Below are 24,907 nucleotides of genomic sequence, written 5' to 3' on the forward strand. Positions count from 1 at the left end.
TTCGGATTAAAACTGGTTATCATCCATGGAAGGAATACATCATGAGCAACCTCATGGTCGCCTGCCGGAACATCTTGGCGAGTGGGTACTGCCCGGTGCCCACTCCGATATTGGCGGTGGCTACCCTCATAACTTCCACGAACACATTCAGGCGGCCCTGCCCCGTAGGTTTCTCGGCCACCACCCCAGAGACAGCTATGAGTACACAATGGTACTGATGGAACGCAGGCAGATGATTGACCAAGTTGGTTGGGGCCAAATAACCTGCGCGGCACACTTACCATAGAAGAAGCCTACCGGCGTCGACTGAAAGAAGGCGAAGTCGAACTGCAGTTCCAACTCTGGCTGGACCGGCGCGTACAGGCCGAATACTCTCGGGTGGCTCTGCGGCAAATGTACCGGCTGGCGAAAGATGCGGGTGTACCATTGAATGCCGTGGAACCCATCACATCAACGAAGGCCAACCACTGCGACTGTCTGCTGCAGAGGAAGCCCTGCTTCGCCAACGCTACATTCACTACTCAGCCCATTACGCGATTGCAGGGCCACTTTCCCCATTCAAACCCGCACCCGGTGACGTGCGAGCTATCTATCCAAACAGGGGGCTCAAATGATGAGAAAGTTCGTGATGTTTGCGGCGGTACTCTTTTATCACCGCGCCTATGAAGGCGCTGACCCCCTGTGCGGTTCGGGGTTTCAGGTCTCGAGTACGCCCAATTCGCGGGCCCGGACAATGGCTTGGGTTCGGGATTTCACACCCAGCTTGGCGTTTATTCGGCGGGCGTGGGTTTTAACGGTGTGCAGTGAAATGTGCAGTTTGTCTGCGACTTCCTGATTCGACAGGCCGCGGGCAATGCACTCCAGCACGCCTTTTTCCCGTTCGCTGATGGGCTCGGCCAGGGGCACAATCACCCTCGTCGCAGCCTTGATGCCGAACAGCTTTGCCAGGGCATCAGTAAAAACACCGGTTGGAAGCTGCTCAAACGTTTGCCGCAGAAGCGGCTCAAGTTCTTGTTTGAGCTCGTTAAACGGGCTAATGAAATGCTCTTTGGCCGCCAACTCAACAATACTGACCAGGCGTTTGACGGCTTGAGCCGGGCTTTTTTCCAGGGCAAGCAGCACGGCGTCTAGCAGGTTCATGTGCATGTCTACGCCCATGGGAATAGCATCGCGATAGCCGGCACGCAGGCCATTCAGCTGGGTTCTGGCCGCGCCATATTCCCCGCGGGCCATGGCAATGCGCACTTGCAGGCAATCCATCAGCCCCGGCATGGTGGGGAAGAGTTCCGGTGAATAGCCCGCTTGGCGATAAGGCAATATTTTGGCCAGCGCCTGGGCCGCTCTGTCTGTCTGGCGCTGTGCCAGCCAGCACGATGCTTTCAGTGCTTCCAGTACCGGCACGTAAAGGTCACCGTCGACCTGCCATGACTGCATGGTGCGTTCGGCGCGGGCAATCCAGGCAAAGGCTTCGTCAAAATGGCTCTGGCTGCGACAAATGAATACCCGTAAACACATGGCCATTAACAGGCCCAGATCCCGGGTTTGTTCGGCCTGGCGGGTGCACACGGCCAAAACACGATCTACATCCGGATATCTACCCTGGTGCCATAGCACCAGCGCGAGATTCAGCTGTAGCCGGATTTCTCCTACCCGCGCCGGCCGCGCCAACTCTTGCATGGCCGTGTCCAGACTGCTGCGCAGCAGATGTTCGGTATGGCGAAGTTCGCCTTTGCTCAGTTCAATGCGGGCATGGGCGTAAACCGCCAGGGCTTCGGAGCCGGTGTCGCCAGCCTGTCGCGCCAGGCGCGCGGCTTCGCGGCTGGCCTGCCGGGCATCAGCGAAACGGCCGAGGGCACACAAGGCGCTGGATCGCACCAGTTGAGTAACCAGCTGGCCCTGAACGGATAACTCCGAATCTTCCAGGGCGGCTTCGGCCAGCACAAGGGCCGGTTCTACCTGGCCTTGGCCGCGAGCGATAAACGCCTGTAAGGCCTGAATTCGCCCAAGCGGAATATCATGTGTTTCCACCTCGCCCAGTTGTTCAACCAGCTCGGTTGCCTGGCGACATTGCCCGCCAATGGCGTGTACCCAGCCAAAAACCAACCGCAGCCGCGGATTGGCGGCCAGCACCGTTGCCGGCAAGCTACGCCGCAGGCGTAATAGCGATGCAGTATCTTGCCCCAGCAGCAGAGCTTCGGAGCCTTCCGCTGCCATGCGCCGAATCTGCGCCACGTCTGCGGACAACAGAGCGTATTTCAAACCTTCGGAGTACTGCCGACGCTGGGCGAACCACTCACTTACCCGCAACATTCGCTGAGCGCTGCCGTTCAACGCCGGAGTTTGCAACCAATCCAGCAGCAGTGAATTCAGCCGATACCAGCGGCCACGGCCGGCCATCAGCTTTGCGGGCAAACCGCGCTCAACCGCCTGTGAGGGTACTATTTGTGCAAGTGTTATCGCTGTAGGCGTTATCTGCGAGGGCGCTGTTTGTAACGGTGCTGAGGCTAACTCAGTCGTGGTATCCGCCAGCGCAGTGAATAACTCGTCAGAAAACACGTCAAGCTCGGCCAGCGCCCGTAACGCCAACAACTGCGCGTTTGTGTAGTGGCCCAAAACGGCATCCGCCAGAAACCTCTGAACACTTGCGGTGTCTTGCAGGGCTTTGCGCTCGCGGCCACTGCGCAGCTCACCGCGATAAAGACCCAAGGGTGTTGGCCAGCCTTCGGTGAGACTGTAAAGATTGTCTACCGAAACGGTGGTCAACTGTTGTTGCTGCAGTTCGCTGGCAAAAAACTCAAACACTTCGCTGCGACTGAATTCGAGTCTATCCGGGCCGAGGCTGGTAAAACGGTTTTGCAGCTCCAGGGAATGGGTGCTGATGGCTAACGGGCCGCGGGATATGCCCAGCATGCGCAATTGTGCCGGCAGGTTATCCACCAGTTGTTGTAACAATGCCAAGGCCGCCGGGTTGCTGATTGCATCCAGATTATCTAGCACCAGCACTTGAGGCAGAAGCTTGGCCGAGTCGGGCCGCTCTATGGCCGCCAGCAACCACTGTAAGCCGTCGGCAAATGCTCCACTGTGTGCAGGTTCAGGCTGATTCAGCGCTACCGCTAGAAGCATTAAAAAACGCTCGGGGGCGTTATCTTGAGCGTTCAGGGTTAACCAGCGAATATGAGCGGGGGAGAAATCAGACGCCAACAACGCCTGCGTAGCGGCGGCCGATTTGCCATAGCCGCAAGGGCCGTGAATGTTCAGCAATCCGGCGGGCACCACGTTGGCCATCAGCGCCTGATTTAACTCCGGCCGAACCAGCAAACCTTGCAGATGTTTTTCATCAAATGGCAGTTTTACCCGCTGCTGCAGGAGCTCACGTACCCGCTCGCCACGCTGAAGCGCGCTGTTAGCGGTCTGGAATTCGTCGTTTGCTGCCTTACCCTGTTCAACTTGTTTCACGCACTGCCCCGTCGATACCGGCGCTTGGCGAACAAAAGCCCTGCGCTGACCGGCAAATTCCAAAAGTGGCATTATAATCGACGGCTTAGCTACCGCGATTAAGGTACAGCGGAGATTAGCATAAAAATGGCGGGCACCAAGGCCCGCCATTTCATTTCCAGATACTTTCGATTCAAAAAAGCGCTTTCTATTCAAAGAAGCACTTTCTATTCAAAATAGTACTCTCGATTTAAAAAGTACTTTTTACAATCTACTGTCTTAAGAACTAGCGCACACCAGACCTGCGTAGCGCGGCCGGAGTGTAGTCACGGGACTGCCGTTGAATACCAAACTCGTACGGGTTGGCTTCTTCGTTCGTCAGGCCCAACACCAGATAGCGGCCAGAAAGCACATCAGAGATGGTTTCAATGGCATACCAGGGCACATCGCGATCGTAGAACTGCAGAGCGTGGGCTTCTGACACCCGCCACAACTCACCGCGGCCGTCGTACTGGTCAATCACCGCTGCCTGCCAGGAATCTTCGTCAATGTAGATGTCGCGCTTGGCATAGATGTGGCGTTCGCCTTCCTTCAAAGTAGCGCGCACATGCCATACCCGGTGCAGTTCATAACGGGCCAGGTCCTGGTTGATATGGCCAGGCCGCACGATATCGGTGTACTTGAGGTCACGATCGAGCAGCTTGTAGGAATTGTACGGAATGTACATTTCTTTCTTGCCCACCAGCTCCCAGTTGTAGCGGTCTGGGGCGCCGTTCATCATGTCCAGGTTATCTGAGGTACGCATGCCGTCGGCCGCGGTGCCCGGGCCGTCATACGCTACCTGAGGCGCACGGCGAACACGACGCTGGCCAGCGTTGTAAATCCACGCGCGACGGGGTTCGGCAATCTGGTCAATGGTTTCGTGCACCAGCAGCACATTACCCGCCAGCCGAGCCGGCCCTACAATGGCCTGTTTGAAGTAAAACAGCACGTTGGGATCGGGGTTTTGGTTAGCGTCTTCCAGGAAGGTGCGGTAGGTCAGCTCTTCCTGAAACCGCACCACGCTGAAATCGCCGCTTTCTGTGGGTGTTACCTGGCCAATGTTACGCAGCACCGAGCCGCCGCGATAACGGGTGATGTGGTTCCAGTATGCTTCCACGCCACTTTGTGGCATTGGGAAGGGGGTGCCGGCCTGGTAATTTTCCAGCCCGGAACCACCTTCCTTCAATGCCACCGTGGTGGCATTGGCGCGGGTTTGCTCCTGCACGGCTTGCGGGTACGCCATGGTGCGGCGGGTTTGGTACACCGGTATCACGAAGTCGTCGTACTTTTCGATCATCGCCACCTGGCCCGGTGACAAATTATCGCGGTACTGGTCTACGTTGCTTCGGTCGATGGTGAATTCTGGCACATCTGACGGGAACGGATTCACGTAGATGCCATCGTTCTTGTAGCCGGCCGGTGGGGTGGTCAAGCCACCCTCAAAAGCTGGAATAGCGCCGCCGTTGCCAGCTTGCTCTGCGCCCATCAGGGTCAGCGTATCGCCCAGCTTGGCTGCCTCGCTGCCTGACACCGCGGCAAAAGCATTCATGCTGAACAGCGATGCCGCAAGAATCCCGGTGGTCAGTAGTTTCTTGTTCAATTTCATAAATAGTACCTCGCTAAACGAATAAGAGCCGGATTAGAACGAGTAGGAAACGCTCGCGCTGATGAAGTCGCGGTCTCTGAATTCGTTATAAGGTTTGCCGCCGAAGTAGTTGGTGTAGCTGACATCAGCACTGATCTTGTTCTGATACACCGCCTCTAAGCCAAAGCCAACAGACTTGTTACCTTCGTTAAACGCGCCACCAGGTTGCGGGGCGTAGCCTTTCACATCGTGGCTCCAGGCCAAGCGCGGGTATAGATTCACGCCAGAGAATGCGTTCAGGTAGTCCCATACCAGGCGGGTGCGGTAGCCCCAAGAGAAGTCAGTCGTGAAGCCTTCGTTTTCGCAGTAGGCAGTGTTGGAGTTCAACGGCGTACGCCCTATAAGGACTGCATCCGAACCGCACAGGTCTAGCTGGCCAAAGGGTGTATCCACTAAGGTGGGACCGATACCGTAAGTGCCTGAGCGCCCGAAGCGGCCTTCGTCAAACCCTGGCAGGTCGTGGACCCAGTTGGCACCGGCTTCGCCAATCAGCGACAAGCGGCTGGCGCCCATGACCTGGTCAAAGAATTTAATCAAAGTAAATTGGGCCTGGGACACGTCGTAACGGTCGTTACCAGAAGCGACAAGCCCGTCGATCGAGCCACCAACCAACCCCAGTTCCTCGCGGCGACGCTGCTCCAGCAGGCTGGTTCCAGTTTGCAGACCAGCAGTGATTAGCTCAAAGGCATTCCACTGTAGAGGCAGGTCTTTGCGGAAGCTGTACTCGGCGCCTAACGACCAGCCACCCGGTATGGTCGTGTTGATACTAATGCCAAACAGGTCAATATTTTCCGGATACTCAATAAAGTAATCAGGAAAATCAGGGAAGTTTGGTGACGACGGACTGCTACCACTTCCGCCAGGACTGCTGTTAACAACACCGCTAATATACGGCAATCGGCTGTTGTACTTGATGTAATAAAGGCCAATTTCAGAATCGTTCAGGGCTGGCACATACCAGCGCAATGCCACGCCAAACTGATCTTTAGTATCCGGTTCGCGATCCGCCAATCGGGGAATGACAACTCCGGCCCTGGCGAATTGTGCACTCTGGGCATCGCTGAGACTGCCAACCGGATTGATTGGCCCACAACCATCCGCCACAAAATCCACCGTGGAGAAGAAGGTGCCACAGTCATCAATACGAGTTTTCTCCCAGTCGGTCTGAACAAAACCTTCAATAGTGACGTTTTCGGTGATACCCGCAGAAATGTAGAACATTTCTACCGGTAGCAGAGCATCTTTCAATTCGGCACCTGGCGCACGGAAAGCGTTTACATCAATAGGGTTGATGGTGTTGATACCACCTGGAATAAAGGTGCTCTCACCCCAACTGACCACCTGATTGCCGTAGCGCGCGCTGACCGGCACGTTGCCCAGATACCAGTCCGTAAACACGTACGCGTCTAGAATTTCACCGCCGGAGGCGTTGTCTCTGCCATCCGAGCTTAGTGGCACATGCTGACGGTTTTCGTCTTTCAGTTCAAAATCGTACCAGTAGCGGCCACGTACCAGCGCACCTACGCGGGTGAGCACACTGCTGCCTATATCGTAACTGAGGAAAAGTTCGCTGTTGCCTTTGACAAGTTTGGAAACCGTATCGCCCTTGTCGAAGTTCAGGTTGCCGTTGTCGTAGTTGGTCGAAGAAGCTGTTCCGCCGTTGCCCTGCCCTACCAAACCCTTGTCACGGCTCTCGGTACGCCAAGTAGCGCCGGCTGTGAGTGTGGTATTGAACTGAGCTTCTACACCGCCCAGTTTCTCGGAATCAAAAGAATAAGCTGAGGCATAACTGGAAAAGCCGGCCGCGATGGCAATCGCCAGCGGCAGTCGTTTCCAGATACGCGGCGCGTGTTGGTTTTTTATCATTGGGAGACTACTCCATTTATTATTGTGTTCTTGCTGTGATAGAACTACCAGAATCACACTATACCAACGCCTTCTCCGGTTCTTATCAGTCAAAAGTATGATTTTCACTTTCATCCCCACTGGTTAAGCGTGGGTTTGCCTGATCTGACTATAGTCAACCCGCCAGCAGTCCGCGACATTACTGTTTTTGCAGTTCATCCCAGGGGTGAACCGGCAATACCGCTTCGCTGACTTCCGATTCCATGCTGTCGCGGAAATAGTCCATGGCTTTTTCGGCTTCGCCAAGCTCGTCAAAACGGGCAATGTGATAAATCGCCTCGCCTTCGTTCACCAGCGGCAGGTTATTCACACAAATCACAATTCCGGAACAGGGGGAAATGATGGCGGTTTCCGAGGCTCCAAAAGGATCAGCAACCATAGCCAGTTTCTGACCTTTAATAATCTTTTGTCCAAGCTTGGCCACCGGGCGCATTATGCCGTCTGTATCGGCTCTTACCCACTGGGAGCTGGCCGCAATTTCGGAGCGTTTGCGCGGCGGTTTTACGCTCTTTTTAGCGGGCGTCATTTCCAGTTCCCGCATTACCCGCATCACGCCTTTAACACCGCTGGCGATGACCACTTCGTCAAAGCGCAGGGCTTCGCCGCCCTCATAGGTAATCACTGGAATATTTTGTGAATCGGCGTAGGCGCGCAGGCTGCCCTCGCGCAGGCCGGCGTCTATAATCACTGGCGCAGCGAAAGCTTCCGCCATGCGGGCGGTTTCAGGGGTTTTCAGTTCGGCGCGAATTTGTGGCAGGTTAAAGCGATGTATGGCGCCGGTGTGCAGGTCAATAATGTGGGTAACATGTTCCATAATCTGGGTGCGTAGCAGATACGCAATACGCCCGCCCAGAGACCCGCTTTCGCTGCCGGGAAAACAGCGGTTTAAGTCACGGCGATCTGGCAGGTAGCGGGTGCGCTGCACAAAGCCGAAGATGTTAACAATGGGCACGGCTACTAAGGTACCGCGCAATGTGCGCAGCGCAGTGTTGGTGAGTACCCGGCGCACAATTTCCACGCCGTTGATTTCATCGCCGTGAATGGCGCCACACACCATCAGCACCGGGCCGTCACGGCGGCCGTGGACGATTTCCACCGGAATGTGCAGCGGAGTGTGGGTGTACAGTTTGGCCACCTGAACTTCTATGGTTTTACGGGTGCCCGGTTGAACCTGAATGCCGGCGATTTCAAAGGGAGCTCGTGCCATCGGTTATCCTCTGCCTCGGGTTTTTGTGCGGCTGGGGGCCTGATTTTTTTCAATCCAACTCATGATCAAACCGGCGACGTTTTTGCCTGTGGCATTTTCAATGCCCTCAAGCCCTGGCGAGGAGTTTACTTCCATCACCAGCGGCCCGCGGGACGAACGCAGAAGATCTACACCGGCCACGTTCAGGCCCATGGCCTTGGCCGCGGTAATGGCGGTGCGGCGCTCTTCCGGCGTAATCCGAATCAGCGAGGCGGTACCGCCGCGGTGTAAATTGGAACGGAATTCGCCGTCAGCACCCTGGCGCTTCATGGCGGCGATGACTTTGTCGCCTATTACAAAACAGCGAATGTCGGCGCCGCCGGCTTCCTTGATGAATTCCTGCACCAGTATGTCGGCTTTCAGGCCCATAAACGCTTCAATAACGCTTTCCGCAGCGGTGCGTGTTTCCGCCAGCACCACGCCAATGCCTTGGGTACCTTGCAGCAATTTGATAACCACCGGGGCGCCGCCCACCATTTTTAGCAGATCAGGAACGCTATCGGGCTTGTTGGCGAAACCGGTAACTGGCATGCCAACGCCTTTGCGGGCTAACAGCTGCAGCGAGCGCAGTTTGTCGCGGGAGCGGGTAATGGCAACCGATTCGTTGACTGGAAAGGTGCCCATCATTTCAAACTGACGCAATACCGCGGTGCCGTAAAAGGTGACTGACGCACCAATACGCGGAATAACCACATCAAAATCTTCCAGCACTTGTTGGTGATAATGAATCGCAGGATTTGCCGAGGTGATGTTCATGGAGCAGTGCAGGCAGTCAATTACCCGCACCTCGTGGCCGCGGTTGACTCCTTCCTCCACCAGCCGGCGGGTGGAATACAATTTGCGGTTACGGGATAGCACGGCAATTTTCATGATTCGTTCCTCAATGCCGGTTGCCCGGCCAGATAAGATGCTTCCGGGAAAACGGTGGCCCGGCCCGCCATGGCGGTACGGCCAATCAACATACGAAAACGCATGGAGTCCCGATTGGTCAGTGTCATTTCTATGGGCCAGCTTTGGTCGCCCACCACTAGGGTGGCTTCAACCACCAGCCGCAATTCTTTGTGGCCGCCGGAGTCGGACACGTTGCGTTCATCCAGCACCCGCGCGTCGCACTCAATCACCTCTTGCAGGTCATTCTGTGTTGGGTGCACCCAGAACTTCACCCGGCGCTCGCCGTTTTCAGTGTAGGGCTCGGTGCGGAAAGTATGCAGGCACGATGTACGCGCACCGGTGTCTACCTTGGCTTTAATCAGGCTAATGCCCAAATCGGGGAGAGCCACCCACTCGCGCCAACCCAGGCGCACTGCTGTAGATTGTTCGGCTGTTTTGGAGCCTTTAGCTGGTGTTAAGCCTTCAGATGTTGTGGAGCCTTTATTTGTTGTTATGTCTTCAGCTGTCTTTGTGGACATCTGGCTGTTCCTTGTCTGGCAAATTTTGCGGCGCCATCAGCTGCACACGGAAAGGTTCTGAGTGGCTACCGGCGTAAATGCTGGTATGGGGAAACGGGATTTCAATTTTTTCCCGGTCGAGCATTTTTTTAACCGCAATCATCATACTGCTGCGACTGGCCGCCAGTTTTTCTCTAGGTACCCAGAATGAAAACTGAACGTCTACCGACGACTGGCCAAACCCGGTCACCAACACAAATGGGTTGGGCTCTTTCAGGCAGGTTGGGTGTTTTTCCGCCAGCGCCAACAGCAGTTTTTCTACCCGTTCTACGTCTTCAGCGTAAGCAATGCCGACCGTCAGGTCGAGCCGGCGAATGGGAAAGCGGAAGCGGTTAACCACCTTGGTTTTGATCAGGGTTTCATTGGGAATGCGTACATACAGGTTGTCTGGGGTGCGCAGCTTTACACTCAGCATATCAATACTGACCACCTCGCCAATGGTGGCGTCGGCCTCAATTACGTCGCCAATTTCAAACGGCTTTTCCACCAGCAAAAACAAACCGCTGATCATGTTGGAGGCCGATGTTTGCGAGGCAAAACCGATGGCTACGGTTAAAATACCGGCTGCCCCCAGCACCACATCCAGCGAAAAGCCCGCCTCACGCAGAGCGGCCACCGCGAAAATCACCACAATCACGTAAAACACCAGGCGCTTTAGCATCACCGTGTGATGGCGAGAGGCACGTTTGGCCATAAAGCGCCCGACACTGCGGGCGGCAAACGTAGCCAATAGCAGGCCTAAGCCAAACAGGAACAGCGAACTGAACCATTGGCCCCAGGCAATGCCATCAATCACGCTAGCAGCCATGTGTTTTAGTTGTTCTAACACGGTACGTTTTCTCCTGGTCTGAACTAACTAAATAAAATGCCACTCAAATGGAAGGCTAACCAAATAGAAGGTCAATTAGATAAAAGATCATGCCAAATTGAAGGTCAGCAAAATAAAAGATCAACCGAATATCCGGTCCAGAGTGCGCACAAAACGCCCGCGGCTGACTTGCTCCCGGGCCGGGCCCAGAGGCTCGCAGGGGCCGGCAGCCGCCGGGGGCGATGGGTCTACCCGCATACTGGCGGCTGTCACGTCGGTGTCTACTTCCACATTCACCCCGGGCGTCCAAAGCTGGCCAAGATGATTGCGGTGAATCGATAGAAGCTGGGTAGGCAGGTTGAAGCGCTCTACGAACAAAGGCTGCGGTCGCCGGTTATGGATGTTAACGGGGGTAACAGCGCGCCAGGGGCGTTTGGGCACCGCGTCTAACGCCAGGCGGGCGTAGCTTTGGGCGGAATAACACAGCTCGCCTTCCATGGTGTTGCTACCGACCCATGTCAACGACGGCTCCGACAGCGGTATGCTTGCCACCAACACCTGTTTGGGGCCAATGCACACGTTCATCCACAGGGCGGTGCCAACATAGATAACGCACTGCCCATCGGCGGCTATGGTGAGTGGTTGGTAAGGCCGAATAACCGTTGGGCGGTCCGCCATGGCGGGAACATAGGTCACCATTTCAGCATCGCCGTTACGGATGAAACGCTGCACCGGAATGTCTGACGATGGCAGCGAGTGGCCGGTCACCAGTTTCCAGTCTTTAGGCACCTGCTGCTGTTCCTCCTGCTGGGAACGTATTTGCCATTCCATGTCCAGCAAGGTCACCCAGATTTGCGAGTGGCCCAAGCTATGGTGCTGGGTTTCGCCAGATTTCAGGGTGTACGGGCTGGCCCACAAGCCGTCATCGTTGCTGGATTTCCAGCGCTGGTCAGCAGCTAGAGAATGCTGTGGAGAATGCTGTGGAGAGTGCTTTAGAGAGCGCTCTGCGGGCTGTTTCATACGCCGGTTATCTTCCTGTTTTGTTAGTCGCCATGTTGCGCTCACTATAATCCAATACCACAATAGCAGCGAATAGATAAGCGCGTGATTTTATTGGCTGTGCGGCGTGTAATTACCCGTATGGTTCGCTCTGCTTAACCCCTTTTACCCATACTCAGGAGACATCATGACTCAGCTGGTCTGGTTCCGTAACGACCTTAGAGCCGCCGACAATCCGGCCCTGGCCGCCGCCTGCCAGAGCGCTGCGCAATCATCCGGCGAGCTGGTTGCAGCCTGCTTTATAATCACAACGGAGCAGTGGCTCAGCCACGACTGGTCGGCGGCCAAGGTGAGCCTGATGCTAGACCACGCCGATGCGCTGGCCCAAGAACTGGCCAAGCTGGGCATTGCCCTGAGTTTTTTGCGCGCCACAGACTTTGAGCAATCACTGGGCGCGCTGGAAATTTTTTGCCGCGAGCACAAGATTAGCCAGGTTCATTTTAACGAAGAATACGGCGTGAACGAGCGCCGCCGCGACAAGGCTCTGAAGCCGCGGCTGGACGCGCTTGGCGTTAAAGCCAGCAAGTACCGCGACCAGGCCGCCGTGCCGGTGGGCGAAGTACTGACCCAACAAAGCGAGCCCTATTCGGTGTTCACGCCGTTTTCCCGGCGCTGGCGCAGCTGGCAGGAAGAGCAGCAACCGGCTTTGTTAGCAGTGCCGAAGAAAGTGGGCGAAGCGATAACAGGCGCCGACGTTAAAAACAGCAGCAGCGTGATTCTAAAAAAAGAAGTAGACAAGCTGTTTGGCGAGGCGCCGCCGGCGCTGGTAGCCACGGGCGAAAACGCCGCTCACGATGCGTTGCAGGATTTTTTGCAAGAGCGGGCGGGTGATTACAAAAAAGACCGCGACTTTCCTGCAATTGATGGCACCAGCAAGTTGTCGCCTTACCTGGCCATAGGCGCGCTGTCTGGACGCCAGTGTGTGCAGGCAGCATGGCAACTAAAACAGTCCATGGGCGGCTCTTTTGGCAAGGCGGCCAACGCCGAGGAAGGTTTTTTTACCTGGGTGACCGAACTGGCCTGGCGCGACTTTTATATTCACATTCTTTACCACTGCCCGCGGGTGAGCATGCACCGGGCGTTCAAGCCCGAAACCGAGGCTCTACACTGGAATACGGCCGACGAGCATTTTGAGGCTTGGAAAAATGGTAGAACAGGCATACCGATGATAGACGCCGCCATGCGCCAGCTTAATGCCACCGGCTGGATGCACAACCGGCTGCGGATGGTGGCCGCGATGTTTTTGACCAAGAATCTTTTTATTGACTGGCGTAGGGGCGAGGCCTATTTCATGTCAAAACTAGCGGATGGCTATCTGGCGTCGAACAACGGTGGCTGGCAGTGGAGCGCGTCTACCGGCACCGATGCATCACCCTACTTCCGGGTATTCAACCCTATGACTCAAGGTGAGCGATTTGACTCAGACGGCGAGTTTATCCGCCACTGGGTGCCAGAATTGGCGAAGCTGGACAGCAAGCGGGTTCATAACCCCGGTAAAGGCGGGGTAATACCTGGGGGGTATCCCAGGCCGATTGTGGATTTGAAAGAAAGCCGGAAAGAGGCGATAGCGCGGTTTCAGGCGCTGAGGGACTGAATTGGAACCGGGGACAGACTTGAAGTCTGTCCCCTATTTGTTACTGCACACCGGGCAAGCGGGGTCTTTGGCCAGCTTCATTTCGCGCCATTCCATGCGCCAGGCGTCAACAATCAATAGGCGGCCGACCAGGGTTTTGCCCACGCCGCTGATAACTTTTATCGCTTCCATCGCTTGGGCAGCGCCGACCATGCCAACCAGCGGGGCGATTACACCGGCTTCGGAGCAAGTCAGGTCTTCATTACCTTGTTCAGAATACAGGCAGTGGTAGCAAGGGGATTGTGGCTGACGGCTGTCGTACACGCTGATCTGACCTTCGCCACGAATGGCCGCACCAGACACCAGCGGTACGCCGGCTTTCACGCAGGCTCGGTTCAGGGCAAAGCGGGTGTTGAAGTTGTCACAGCAATCCAGCACCAGGCTTGCTCGGGCCACGGGCGCGTCAAAATCTTCGCCGTCCAGCCGCTGGCGAATCACGTCTACCGTTATTAATGGGTTTATACCGCGAATGCGATCGGCCAGCCGCTCGGCTTTGGACTCACCCAGCTGGGCAGTTTCAAAGGCGATTTGGCGCTGCAAGTTGGCTACTTCAATATGGTCGTCGTCTACCAGGGTCAGGTGTCCTACTCCGGCTGCGCCAAGATAAAGCGCCACGGGGCAGCCCAGGCCGCCGGAGCCAACTATCAATACGCGCGCGGATTTCAGCGCCTGCTGGCCGGCAATGTCAAAATTCGGCATTAGAATCTGGCGGCTGTAACGTAACAGCTCGTCGTCAGTTAGCATGATGGGCTCCGTTGACAGATCAGGGACAGATTTGAAATCTGTCCCTTGGGTGGGGTGTCCGGCCAAGGGTCATTCGATCATTACGGCCGTAATCCTGGCGGCTGTGTACTTGGTCAAAGCTCTGTTGCTGAAGCAATGCCTGCACCGCCTGCGCTTGATCATAACCATGCTCTAGCAGCAGCCAACCGCCAGCGTTCAGCCAGCTGGGCGCGGCGGCCACAATATGGCGGATGTCATCCAGGCCATCGGCACCCGATACCAGCGCAGAAGCCGGCTCAAAACGAACGTCGCCTTCACTCAGATGATGGTCGGTGCTGGCAATATAAGGCGGGTTCGACACAATCAAATCAAAACCCTGATCAACACAGGCAGCCACGAGCTGGTCAAACCAATGGCTTTTCACCACCTGAATTGGCAGGTTCAGCGCCGCTGCGTTGCTCTGCGCCAAGGCTACAGCGTCATCCATATAATCACTGGCGGTTATGTCCCAATCAGGCCGTTCGCTGGCCAGCGCCAGGGCAATGGCGCCGGTACCTGTGCCCAAATCCAAAACCCGCGCCCGGGCTGGCAAGTCCAGGGTCAGCGCCTGCTCGACCACACATTCGGTATCGGGCCGTGGAATCAACGTGGCGGCGCTCACCTGCAACGGCAGTGACCAGAACTCCTGCTGTCCCAGCACATAAGCAACGGGTTCGCCAGCCGCGCGCTTGTCCACAAGCTGCTCAAACGCGGCCGCTTGCACACGGCTGACCTGTTGTTCGGGAAAAGCGCGGAAGCGGGTTCGGGACCATCCGGTTATCTGGGCCAGTAACAGCTCGGCGTCTAGCTGGGGCGAATCACTGCCGATGCGGCTCGCAGCGGCGCGTAGCAACTCGTCACAGCGTAAGGTGGCTGGATTAAAAGTGGCGGGGCCGAAAGCGCCTGGATAAAAAGTGCCCGGGTCATCAGTAGAATCAGCGGTCATCGGCCAGCGCAGCCAGCAGCTCGGCCTGGTGCTCTTGCACCAGTGGCTTGACCACCGAATCCAGATCGCCCGCAATCACTTCATCCAGCTTGTACAGCGTCAGGTTGATGCGATGATCGGTCACCCGGCTTTGGGGAAAATTGTAGGTGCGAATGCGCTCGGAGCGATCGCCGCTGCCCACCAGGCTTTTACGGGTTTCCGACATGCTCTGGTGGGCACGGTCGGTTTCAATATTTTGCAGTCGCGACGCCAACAGGCTCATGGCTTTAGCGCGGTTCTTGTGCTGCGAGCGTTCTTCCTGGCACTCCACTACCAATCCGCTTGGCAAATGGGTAATACGGATAGCAGAGTCGGTTTTGTTAACGTGCTGGCCGCCTGCACCAGAGGCGCGAAAGGTGTCTACCCGCAAGTCGCCCTTATTAATTTCTATAGCTTCGGCTTCGTCGGCTTCAGGCATAACAGCCACAGTGCAGGCCGAGGTATGAATGCGGCCCTGGGATTCGGTTTCCGGCACCCGTTGCACGCGATGCACACCGGATTCAAATTTCAGCGTGCCGTAGACGCCGCTGCCGGCCACCCGGGCAATCACTTCTTTGTAACCGCCGTGTTCGCCTTCACTGGCGCTGAGAATTTCCACCTGCCAGCGCCGGCGCTCGGCAAAACGGCTGTACATGCGGAACAGATCGCCGGCAAATATGGCAGCTTCGTCGCCGCCGGTGCCGGCGCGCACTTCCAAAAACACGTTTTTGCCGTCGTTCGGGTCTTTTGGCAGCATCAGGCCCTGCAGCTCTGCGTCCAGATCTTCGCTGGTTTGCTGGGCGACATGCAGTTCTTCTTCCGCCATTTCACGCATGTCGGCGTCGCCATCTTTGGCCAGTTCGCGAGCTTCGCTGATGTCCACAAGGGAGTGCTGCCAGGCCTGAAAGCACTGCACCACTGGCTCTATTTCGGCGTATTCGCGGGACAGTTCGCGAAATTTATTCTGATTGGCGATCACGCCGGCATCGCTGAGCAAGGCACTGACTTCTTCAAAACGTTCAACAAGCTGTTCAAGGCGAGACTGAATAGACGGCTTCATAGTTTTCCAACGGGGGTCTTATGGTCGGTTTCTTCTGCATCAAGCTGGTGCAATTCCCGCAACCATTCGGTGACCTCGGTGCGCCCGGCCGTAGTGGCCTTGCGTACCTGAATTGACGGTTGGTGTAGCAACTTGTTGGTAATACCACGAGCCAGGCTGCGCACCACGGTTTCTGGGTCGGCGCCGTTGCGTAAGGAGCGCAGCGCTTTTTCAGTTTCGGCGTCGCGCAGGTCTTCGGCTCGCTGGCGGAACTGCTTCAAGGTGAATACGGCGTCCAGTGCGCGCAGCTGGTTCAGAAATTCCTGCACACCCAGGTCAATCAGGTTTTCGGCTTCCCGGGCGGCACCCTCACGGGAGCGAATGTTCTCTTCAATCACCTGGCGCAGGTCGTCAACGGTGTAAAGATACACGTCGTCGAGTTCGGCCACTTCCGGTTCTATGTCCCGCGGAACGGCAATATCCACCATGAAAAAGGGCTGGTGCTTACGCTTTTTCAGAGCCCGCTCCACGGTGCCTTTGCCAAGAACGGGCAGCGGACTGGCGGTGGACGAGATGATAATGTCCACTTCGTGCAGGTGTTCGGCGATGCCAGACAACAATATGCCTTTACCGCCGTGGACCTGCGCCAACGTTTGCGCCCGCTCCAGGGTACGGTTGGCTACCAGGAAATCTTTCACGCCGGCGTCTGCCAGGTGGCGGGCAACCAGTTCGATGGTTTTGCCGGCGCCGATCAGCAGCGCTTTGTTGCGCGACATATCGGCAAAAATGCGATTGGCCATGCTGACCGCCGCGTAGGCGACAGAAACCGGATTTTCGCCAATAGCGGTTTGGGTGCGAACTCGTTTGGCTACCGAGAAAGTGTGCTCGAACAGGCGCGCCAGAAACGAGCCGCAGGACTTGTGTTCCCGCGCCAGGGCATAGGCGTCTTTAAGCTGACCCAGTATCTGCGGCTCTCCCAAAACCATGGAATCCAGCCCGGCCGCTACCCGCATCAGGTGGCGCACCGCCTCACTATCGTGATGCACGTAAATCACGTCTTCCAAATCGCCAGCATCAACGTTGTGAAAACCGGCCAACCAGCGCAATATCAACGGGGCACAATCTTCATCAGCTGCGAGATAAATTTCGGTGCGGTTACAGGTCGAAAGTATGGCCGCCTCGGTTGCTCCGGCAGCCACGCGCAGCTCGGCAAATGCCTCGGCCATGCGCTCAGGGGTGAACGCCACCCGCTCGCGAATTGCTACAGGCGCCGTGCGATGATTAATACCAAGCGTTACCAGTGCCATTTTGTAATTCAACAACCCTGCGCGCTTTGCGATTAATGAAATTTTAATATTACCTGTATTTTAACGGTCTGAAGGCCGCGCTGCCACCCATAAGCCTTGCGCTGCGGCAAGTGCGGACACGTTAGGCAACATCTGGCGGTTATGCCATTATACGGTTTTGGCGCTCCACATCGGGTTTTACGCCTGCTCAACATACGGAATTTTGCATGCAAACATTCTTTTTCGGGCTTTTTTACCGCGCAGTTGATGGCAATCGTCTTTCCACTCGCCATCACAACCTTCATCGTGTTCTGGCCACCGGCCTGCTGGGCCTGGCGATTTCGGGCTGCAGCAGCCTTTCGGGCTTTGATAACGTCAATCCAGACGTGGATGTCGCCGAATCGAGTGCCTCTGCACCCAATTCTATGCCCGCCTCTGTGGCGCCCGACTCTACGCCGGTGTACGGGAATTTCGAGCCTGAGGTCCTCTACCTGTTGACCTCTGCAGAAATTGCCGCTCAGCGCGGTCGCTATGATATCACTTTGGGCCACTACGTGCGGGCCGCCCAGGTTTCCCGTGATGTCGGCGTTATTGAGCGGGCAACTCGCATCGCCCAATCCCTGAACAGCGACAACGCCCAGCAGGAGCTGGTGAAATTGTGGCTGGAAGTAGAACCCGACAGCATTGAGGCCCACCGTTCTGCCGCCATTCAGGCGGTAAAAAGTAATGATCTGGCACTGGCACTGGTGCACATGGAACGAATTATGGAGCTCGGCGGAGACGCCGACCTTGACAGCCTGGCAGCCATGGCAGGCAGCCTGCCGGCTGAGCGCCAGCAGCAATTGTTGTCGCTGTATCTGAATTTGGCCGAGCGCCACAGCGACAGTCCAGAGCTGGAATACAGTATTGCCCTATTGATGAAAATACGCGACATGCCGCAGCCGGCACTGGCGCGACTGCAAACGCTGCTGAAAAAACACCCCACGTTCCAACCGGCCATCATTTTAAAAGGCGACCTATTGTACAGCAGCGACCGGAAACGCGCCGCGCTTGACCACCTGATGACCAATACCCGGCGCTTTCCCGGCAACCGGCAAATGGGCGCTCTGTACGGCCGCATGCTGGTTAATGAGGGCGAATTGCAAGCCGCGCAAGACGAATTCGAGCGGCTGGTTGCGCGCTACCCGGACATGTCTGAACTGCGCCTGTCCCACGCGCTGGTGGCGATTGAAAACCAGCAGGGAGACATAGCCCGCAAAGAGCTGACCTTTTTGCTGAACCGCGGCCAGCAAGCCGCTGAAGCCAACTATTATTTAGGCCAACTGGCAGACAATGAGAATCAACGTGTACAGGCGATTAACTACTACCAAGCTGTGGGCGAGGGCGTCTACTACCTGCCCGCCCAAGCCAGAGCCAGCACCTTGTTGGCTGAAACCGGCGAGCTCGAGCAAGCGGTTGATGCCATACAGCGATTACGCCAAACCAACCCCGGGCGCTCCGAAGCACTGTGGATGATTGAAATCAACCTGCTGCTGGAGCAGGGGCAGCAACAGCAAAGCGCCGAGGCCATTGAGCAGGCGCTACTGCAGCACCCGGACAACATCCAGATTCGTTACGCTCGCGCCATGATGATGGACAGTCAGGGCAATACCGCCGAAGCGGTGCAAGACTTAGAGCAGATTGTGCGCGACGACGCCGACAACGCAGTGGCTTTGAACGCTCTCGGGTACATTCTGATCATTCGCACCGAGCGTCTTTTTGAGGCCCGGCAGTTAATTGGGCGAGCGCTGAAACTGGAGCCCGAAAACCCGGCCATTCTCGACAGCATGGGCTGGCTACTGTACCGCGAAGGCAAATTGCAACAGGCTCTGGATTACCTGTCCCGCGCATGGACCGCCTTCCCAGATCCTGAAGTAGCCGCCCATTACGGCGAAGTCTTGTGGATGACCGGCGCCGACGAGCAGGCGCGCATTATCTGGGAACAGGGATTAAAACAAGACCCCCAGCACGAAGTGTTGCTGGAAACCATTGAGCGGTTAGGCTCGCAGCCGGTACCAAATACCGACGCTGTTGATGCTACGGCTGGCGAATAACCGTGTTTTTTTTAACATTGACCAAAGCACGGTTGCGCCACGCTGTTTTAATGCTTGTACTGGCTACGCTGAGCGCCTGTAGCACGATTATTCTGGAACCCTTGCCGGAGGGCCTGACCGACCAACCGCCGGCATCGTGGGCAGACACAGTGCGCCAGCGGCAGAATCTTGACCATTGGCAACTGACCGGCAAACTCGCCGTCAAGCAACCTTCTGACAGCGGCAGCGCGCTGATTAACCAATGGGTACAGCACAACGAAGACTATGACCTGACCCTGTCGTCTGCTTTTCTGGGCATGGGCCGCACCCGACTGAAAGGCTCACCTGACTTTATTGAACTGACACTGGCCAACGGCGAGCGTTACCAGTCCACTGAACCAGACGAGCTGGTACTGGCGGCGACGGGCTGGCGCCTGCCACTGAACCAGCTGACCTGGTGGGTGCGGGGCCTAACCGCGCCCGATGGCGACTACCGCCTGCTGTTCGACAGCACCGGGGAACTGGTGGCTATTCGCCAGAGCGGCTGGTATATCCAATACGATCGCTGGTACAGCGCCAGTGCAGAACTGCCGGCACTGCCCGCCCGCATCACTGCCACCAAGGGCGAGAAACGTGTGCGCATGGCAATCACTGACTGGCAGCCCCTCCAGCGTTGACGGTAACTCGCGATGCAGCTCTCAAGATCACTCTCAAGGTAACTCTCAAGGTAACTCCCAAAACAACTCTCAAAACAACTCTCAAAACAACTCTGACAGAAACTATGACGGCAACAATAGCGGCCATCACTATGACGACGATCACCCTGCCGGCGCCGGCAAAGATCAACCTGTTCTTGCACATCAATGGCCGCCGCGCTGACGGGTACCACCTGCTTCAAACCCTATTCCAGTTTCTGGACTACGGCGATGAACTGACCTTCGAGCTGACTCCCGATAAGCCCGGCGTGCGCCTGGCGCAATCGATGCCCGGGGTAGCCGATGCCAACAACCTAATCATCAAGGCTGCTCACGCATTGGCCGGGAACGCGCTGGCGCAGTTGCCCGGTGTAACCATCAGTATCTGCAAAAAACTGCCTATGGGCGGTGGTTTGGGCGGCGGTAGTTCGAACGCCGCAACCACTCTGCTGGCGCTGAATTACCTGTGGCAGCTTGGCCATGACGAAGACGCTCTGGCAGAACTGGGCCTGGAATTGGGCGCCGATGTGCCGGTTTTTGTACGCGGCCGCGCAGCCATCGGCGAAAGCGTCGGTGAACAGCTAACGCCTGCAAACCCGCCACAGGACTGGTTTGTGGTGCTGAAACCCGAATGCGACATTCAGACTGCCAAGATTTTTTCGGCAATAGGGTTGACAAGGAACACTCCAAAAATGACAATAGCGCCCGCTTTTGAGGGAGACGCCTCGAGGTACAAAAACGACTGTGAAGCAACGGTTCGTGAACTGTATCCTGATGTCGCCAAAAGTCTGGATTGGCTTTCGCAATTCGGACCTGCAAGATTAACCGGAACAGGGGCTTGCATTTTTGGCCGTTTCCCGACAGAATCCGCAGCCCGGATCATCTGGGAAAGCAGACCCTCCGGCATCAAGGGTTTCGTAGCTAGAGGGGTGAATCATTCACCTCTACACCAGAAACTAGCAGAGCTAAAATGATGCCAAATAAGCACGACACTGGGGTGTCGCCAAGTGGTAAGGCAACGGGTTTTGATCCCGTCATGCGCAGGTTCGAATCCTGCCACCCCAGCCATCTTTCTCCCGCTTCTTCTGAATCACACGCCGATACCGAGAAGGATGCTATCGTGTCCAAGTTAATGATTTTTGCCGGCAACGCCAATCCTGACCTTGCCCATGCAATCTCCAAGCAACTCCATATTCCAGTTGGCAACGCGACAGTTGGATGTTTTAGCGATGGTGAAACCACCGTTGAAATTAACGAAAATGTACGTGGCCACGATGTTTTTATCATCCAGCCTACGTGCCACCCCACCAACGACAATCTGATGGAGCTGATTGTGATGGCCGACGCCTTGCGCCGGGCCTCCGCATCACGTATCACCGCGGTTATCCCCTACTACGGCTACGCCCGTCAGGATCGCCGGGTTCGTTCCAGCCGTGTTGCCATCAGCGCCAAAGTGGTTGCTGACATGATTTCCAGCATCGGTGTAGACCGGGTACTGACCGTAGACTTGCACGCCGATCAGATTCAAGGCTTCTTCGACATTCCGGTGGACAATATTTACGCCACACCGGTACTGATTGAAGATATTGAAAAGCAGCGTTTTGAAAACTTTGTTGTGGTGTCGCCCGACGTTGGCGGTGTTGTACGGGCCCGCGCCGTGGCCAAGCGCCTGGATGACGCAGACCTTGCGATCATCGACAAGCGTCGCCCCAAGGCCAATGTGTCTCAGGTGATGCACATTATTGGTGATGTGCGTGGCAAAGTTTGCATTCTGGTTGACGACATTGTTGATACCGCCGGCACGCTGTGTAAAGCCGCTGAAGCCTTGAAAAAGCACGGAGCATCGCGGGTTGTGGCCTACATTACCCACCCGGTGCTGTCAGGCAAGGCCATCGAAAACATCAACAACTCCGAATTAGACGAACTGGTGGTGTGCGATACCATTCCTCTGGGTGACAAAGCCCGGCAGTGTGATAGAATCCGCCCCCTCAGTATGGCCGGTCTGCTTGCGGAATCTATTCGCCGCGTTAGCAACGAAGAATCTATCAGTGCCATGTTCGAGAACGTCTAAGTCGATCTGATTTTTGAACCGTTCCGAATAATCGGAACAGCTTCAAATAGACCGCAAAAGCAAATACCGGTACGGGAGCCACAACGGCTCCCGTACCTTTTCATAGCTGGCACCGCCGGCTTTTTAAAACCTCATCTGTAAAGAGCCTGGTCGCGGGCCGTGCAGATGACGATAAGGATACTTACCATGTCTCAGGACTTTGTAATTGAAGCATTTCCTCGTGACGACCAGGGGAGAGGTGCGAGCCGCCGCCTGCGTCGCGAAGAGCGTAAAATCCCGGCCATCATCTACGGTGGTCATAAAGATGCTACGCCCATCGCAATCTGGCACAACGAGCTGAAAAAAGCGCTTGAAAACGAAGCCTTTTACTCCCGCGTTTTGACCATTGAACTGAACGGCGAAAAAGAAAGCGTTATCCTGAAGGATCTGCAGCGTCATCCGTACAAGCCGTTGCTGAGCCACGCTGACTTCCAGCGCGTTAACAAAGACGAAGAAATCTTCGTTCACGTACCGCTGCACCTGGTGAACGAAGAAAGTGCTCCAGCCATCAAAACCTTTGGCGGTGTTGCTTTCCGTTTGATGACCCAGGTAGAAGTCGCCTGTTTGCCAGAAAAGCTGCCTGAGTTCATCGAAATCGACCTGTTTGACGTCGAGATGGATGGCATTGTGCACATGAGCGACCTGAAGCTTCCAGAAGGCGTTCGTATTCCTGCACTGCAGCACGGCGCAGAACACGACCAGGCTGTTGTTACCATCAACAAGCCTAAAGGTGTTAAATCTGACACCGTTGAAGATGAAGAAGAAGGCGAAGACAAGCAGTAATCACTGCGGGGACGACGGCAGATGGCACAGGATATTGTCATGGTGGTTGGACTGGGTAACCCTGGTGCCGATTACGAGAATACCCGCCATAATGCCGGCGCCCTCTTCGTTGAGGCACTGGCCCGCGATGCGGGTCAGGCGCTTCGCCTTGAAAAGAAATACCACGGCCTGTATGCCCGTATTCAATGGCAAGGCCTGGAACTGCATTTACTGAACCCCTTAACGTTCATGAATCGCAGCGGTTTGTCGGTAAAAGCCCTGGCAGACTTTTTTAAGATACCCCCCGAACAGATTCTGATCGCCCACGACGAACTTGATTTCCCTCCGGGCACTGCGAAACTGAAAAAAGGTGGCGGCCACGGCGGTCATAATGGTTTGCGCGACAGCATTGCACACCTTGGCACCAACGATTTTCAGCGCTTGCGACTTGGCATTGGCCACCCTGGTGAAGCCCGCCAAGTGACCGGCTATGTATTGGGACGCCTGGGCAAACAGGAAGCCGAAGCGCTGAATGCGGTCTTCGATGAAACCATGCGCGTATTGCCAGACGCCGCCAACGGCAACATGGCTGCGGCCATGAACCGACTGCACGGCTTTGACGCCAACGCCTGACACACGCTTAAACAAGGGACAGATTTGAAATCTGTCCCTCAGCACGAACCCACACAGCGGGGACAGATTTTAAATCTGTCCCCGAGGCACATTTTTCAGCAGCATCAGAGGCACTCCATGGGATTTAACTGCGGCATCGTCGGCCTTCCCAACGTCGGCAAATCTACCCTGTTCAACGCACTGACCAAAGCAGGCATTGGCGCAGAAAACTTTCCGTTCTGCACCATCGAGCCCAACGCCGGCGTAGTCGCTATGCCCGACCCGCGCCTGACCAAACTGGCCGAGATTGTTAAGCCTCAGCGTGTTGTGCCAACCACCATGGAGTTTGTGGATATTGCCGGGCTGGTCGCCGGCGCCTCTAAAGGTGAAGGGCTGGGCAACCAGTTTCTGGCCAACATCCGCCAGACCGAAGCCATTGCCCATGTTGTACGGTGTTTTGACGACAGCAACGTGATTCACGTGTCGAACAAGATAGACCCAGCAGACGACATAGAAGTGATCAACACCGAGCTGGCGTTGGCCGACATGGACACTGTGGAAAAAGCCATCAGGCGGGTACAACGAATCGCCAAAGGCGGCGACAAAGAAGCCAAGGCCCAGTTGGATATTTTTGAACGCTTGCTGCCGGTTCTGAACGAAGGCAAACCCGTGCGCGGCATGGGCCTGAATAAAGACGAGTTGCTGCTGATTCGCGAGCTGTGCCTGCTGACCATCAAGCCCACCATGTACATCGCCAACGTGGCGGAAGACGGCTTCGAGAACAACCCTTACCTGGACACCGTGCGCAAAATTGCCGCTGCTGAAAACGCTGTGGTAGTGCCCATTTGCAACAAAATTGAAGCAGAAATCTCCGAATTGGAAGACGACGAAAAAAGCATGTTCCTTGATGAGATGGGCATGGGAGAGCCCGGGCTGGACCGCGTAATTCGTGCCGGCTACGGCTTGCTTGGCCTGCAAACCTACTTCACCGCCGGTGTGAAAGAAGTGCGCGCCTGGACCGTTAAAATTGGCGCCACTGCGCCCCAGGCGGCTGCCGTGATTCACACCGATTTCGAACGTGGCTTCATTCGTGCCGAGGTGATTGGCTACGAAGACTTCATCCAGTTCAAAGGTGAAGCGGGCGCTAAAGACGCCGGAAAATGGCGCCTGGAAGGCAAAGAATACATCGTGAAAAACGGCGACGTGGTGCACTTCCGCTTTAATGTCTGACTAGAATAACGGGCCCCGCCGAACCTTGACCAAGTCATGCGTCGCGGCGGGGTGAGCCCGCTATCAATTATAAATAACTCTACACAGCGGTAATCGGTCAGGTCTAGCCTCTCAAGAACACTCAACGCTTTTCGAAGAGTCTGAAACGGTCGCT

General features: G+C 56.0%; 21 protein-coding genes and 1 tRNA gene. 10 read left to right on the forward strand and 12 right to left on the reverse strand.

The window, feature by feature from the left end:
• The first annotated feature begins 25 nt into the window (after positions 1-25).
• Positions 26-286 (forward strand): hypothetical protein, encoded by a 261-nt coding sequence (locus MIH18_RS07765; RefSeq protein ID WP_249014260.1) that lies wholly within the window; start codon positions 26-28, stop codon positions 284-286.
• Between the two features lie 410 nt (positions 287-696).
• On the opposite strand, the gene MIH18_RS07770 is transcribed toward MIH18_RS07765, so the two are convergent.
• The 8 genes from MIH18_RS07770 to MIH18_RS07805 all read right to left on the reverse strand — a co-directional run bounded on the left by MIH18_RS07770 (position 697) and on the right by MIH18_RS07805 (position 11,549).
• Positions 697-3,528, reverse strand: a complete 2,832-nt coding sequence (locus MIH18_RS07770; protein ID WP_249014261.1) for a LuxR C-terminal-related transcriptional regulator — start codon at positions 3,526-3,528, stop codon at positions 697-699.
• Positions 3,529-3,721: 193 nt separating this feature from the next.
• Positions 3,722-5,083 carry a DUF1329 domain-containing protein gene (locus tag MIH18_RS07775; protein WP_249014262.1) on the reverse strand — a complete coding sequence of 454 codons (1,362 nt, stop codon included), beginning with the start codon at positions 5,081-5,083 and terminating at the stop codon, positions 3,722-3,724.
• 33 nt (positions 5,084-5,116) lie between these two features.
• Positions 5,117-6,988 carry a DUF1302 domain-containing protein gene (locus MIH18_RS07780; protein ID WP_249007794.1) on the reverse strand — a complete coding sequence of 624 codons (1,872 nt, stop codon included), beginning with the start codon at positions 6,986-6,988 and terminating at the stop codon, positions 5,117-5,119.
• A 178-nt stretch (positions 6,989-7,166) separates the two neighbouring features.
• Entirely contained in the window at positions 7,167-8,234 is a 1,068-nt protein-coding gene (locus MIH18_RS07785; RefSeq protein ID WP_249014263.1) for a succinylglutamate desuccinylase/aspartoacylase family protein, read from the reverse strand.
• 3 nt (positions 8,235-8,237) lie between these two features.
• Entirely contained in the window at positions 8,238-9,143 is a 906-nt protein-coding gene (gene rimK / locus MIH18_RS07790) for a 30S ribosomal protein S6--L-glutamate ligase (protein WP_007348862.1), read from the reverse strand.
• Positions 9,140-9,682: an ATP-dependent zinc protease gene (locus MIH18_RS07795; protein ID WP_249007792.1), complete on the reverse strand. Its 543-nt coding sequence runs from the start codon at positions 9,680-9,682 to the stop codon at positions 9,140-9,142. Before MIH18_RS07795 ends, rimK begins: the two co-directional genes overlap by 4 nt.
• Positions 9,663-10,550: a mechanosensitive ion channel family protein gene (locus MIH18_RS07800; RefSeq protein ID WP_249007791.1), complete on the reverse strand. Its 888-nt coding sequence runs from the start codon at positions 10,548-10,550 to the stop codon at positions 9,663-9,665. Before MIH18_RS07800 ends, MIH18_RS07795 begins: the two co-directional genes overlap by 20 nt.
• 120 nt (positions 10,551-10,670) lie before the next feature.
• Positions 10,671-11,549: a hypothetical protein gene (locus MIH18_RS07805; protein WP_249014264.1), complete on the reverse strand. Its 879-nt coding sequence runs from the start codon at positions 11,547-11,549 to the stop codon at positions 10,671-10,673.
• 166 nt (positions 11,550-11,715) lie between these two features.
• Here MIH18_RS07805 and phrB point away from each other — a divergent pair, with 166 nt between their 5' ends.
• Positions 11,716-13,182: a deoxyribodipyrimidine photo-lyase gene (gene phrB / locus MIH18_RS07810; protein ID WP_249014265.1), complete on the forward strand. Its 1,467-nt coding sequence runs from the start codon at positions 11,716-11,718 to the stop codon at positions 13,180-13,182.
• Between the two features lie 33 nt (positions 13,183-13,215).
• Here phrB and MIH18_RS07815 read toward each other — a convergent pair whose 3' ends face one another.
• The 4 genes from MIH18_RS07815 to hemA are packed head-to-tail and all read right to left on the reverse strand — an operon-like array spanning position 13,216 to position 17,293.
• Positions 13,216-13,965 carry a molybdopterin-synthase adenylyltransferase MoeB gene (locus MIH18_RS07815; RefSeq protein WP_249014266.1) on the reverse strand — a complete coding sequence of 250 codons (750 nt, stop codon included), beginning with the start codon at positions 13,963-13,965 and terminating at the stop codon, positions 13,216-13,218.
• Positions 13,966-13,984: 19 nt separating this feature from the next.
• Positions 13,985-14,929 carry a peptide chain release factor N(5)-glutamine methyltransferase gene (gene prmC, locus MIH18_RS07820; protein WP_249014267.1) on the reverse strand — a complete coding sequence of 315 codons (945 nt, stop codon included), beginning with the start codon at positions 14,927-14,929 and terminating at the stop codon, positions 13,985-13,987.
• Positions 14,919-16,007: a peptide chain release factor 1 gene (gene prfA / locus MIH18_RS07825; protein ID WP_249014268.1), complete on the reverse strand. Its 1,089-nt coding sequence runs from the start codon at positions 16,005-16,007 to the stop codon at positions 14,919-14,921. Before prfA ends, prmC begins: the two co-directional genes overlap by 11 nt.
• Positions 16,004-17,293: a glutamyl-tRNA reductase gene (hemA, locus tag MIH18_RS07830; RefSeq protein ID WP_249014269.1), complete on the reverse strand. Its 1,290-nt coding sequence runs from the start codon at positions 17,291-17,293 to the stop codon at positions 16,004-16,006. Before hemA ends, prfA begins: the two co-directional genes overlap by 4 nt.
• Positions 17,294-17,499: 206 nt before the next feature.
• Here hemA and MIH18_RS07835 point away from each other — a divergent pair, with 206 nt between their 5' ends.
• The 8 genes from MIH18_RS07835 (at position 17,500) to ychF (ending at position 24,753) form a co-directional block, all read left to right on the forward strand.
• Positions 17,500-19,365: a tetratricopeptide repeat protein gene (locus tag MIH18_RS07835; protein ID WP_249014270.1), complete on the forward strand. Its 1,866-nt coding sequence runs from the start codon at positions 17,500-17,502 to the stop codon at positions 19,363-19,365.
• Positions 19,366-19,415: 50 nt separating this feature from the next.
• Positions 19,416-20,021 carry a lipoprotein insertase outer membrane protein LolB gene (lolB, locus tag MIH18_RS07840; protein WP_349292902.1) on the forward strand — a complete coding sequence of 202 codons (606 nt, stop codon included), beginning with the start codon at positions 19,416-19,418 and terminating at the stop codon, positions 20,019-20,021.
• 104 nt (positions 20,022-20,125) lie between these two features.
• Entirely contained in the window at positions 20,126-21,013 is an 888-nt protein-coding gene (gene ispE / locus MIH18_RS07845; protein WP_249014271.1) for a 4-(cytidine 5'-diphospho)-2-C-methyl-D-erythritol kinase, read from the forward strand.
• A 19-nt stretch (positions 21,014-21,032) separates the two neighbouring features.
• Positions 21,033-21,107 (forward strand) — tRNA-Gln (locus MIH18_RS07850).
• A 52-nt stretch (positions 21,108-21,159) separates the two neighbouring features.
• Positions 21,160-22,110, forward strand: coding sequence for a ribose-phosphate diphosphokinase (locus MIH18_RS07855; protein WP_249007781.1), 951 nt, complete (start codon positions 21,160-21,162; stop codon positions 22,108-22,110).
• Positions 22,111-22,296: 186 nt separating this feature from the next.
• On the forward strand, positions 22,297-22,932 hold the full coding sequence (locus MIH18_RS07860) for a 50S ribosomal protein L25/general stress protein Ctc (RefSeq protein WP_249007780.1): 636 nt from the start codon (positions 22,297-22,299) through the stop codon (positions 22,930-22,932).
• Between the two features lie 21 nt (positions 22,933-22,953).
• The gene (gene pth / locus MIH18_RS07865) at positions 22,954-23,544 is read left to right on the forward strand and encodes an aminoacyl-tRNA hydrolase (RefSeq protein ID WP_249007779.1); all 591 of its coding nucleotides are present in this window, start codon (positions 22,954-22,956) and stop codon (positions 23,542-23,544) included.
• Positions 23,545-23,661: 117 nt separating this feature from the next.
• Entirely contained in the window at positions 23,662-24,753 is a 1,092-nt protein-coding gene (gene ychF, locus MIH18_RS07870; RefSeq protein ID WP_249007778.1) for a redox-regulated ATPase YchF, read from the forward strand.
• Positions 24,754-24,907: the final 154 nt, after the last annotated feature.

This window comes from Marinobacter sp. M3C, from assembly GCF_023311895.1.
In the GTDB taxonomy this organism is placed as follows: Bacteria; Pseudomonadota; Gammaproteobacteria; order Pseudomonadales; family Oleiphilaceae; genus Marinobacter.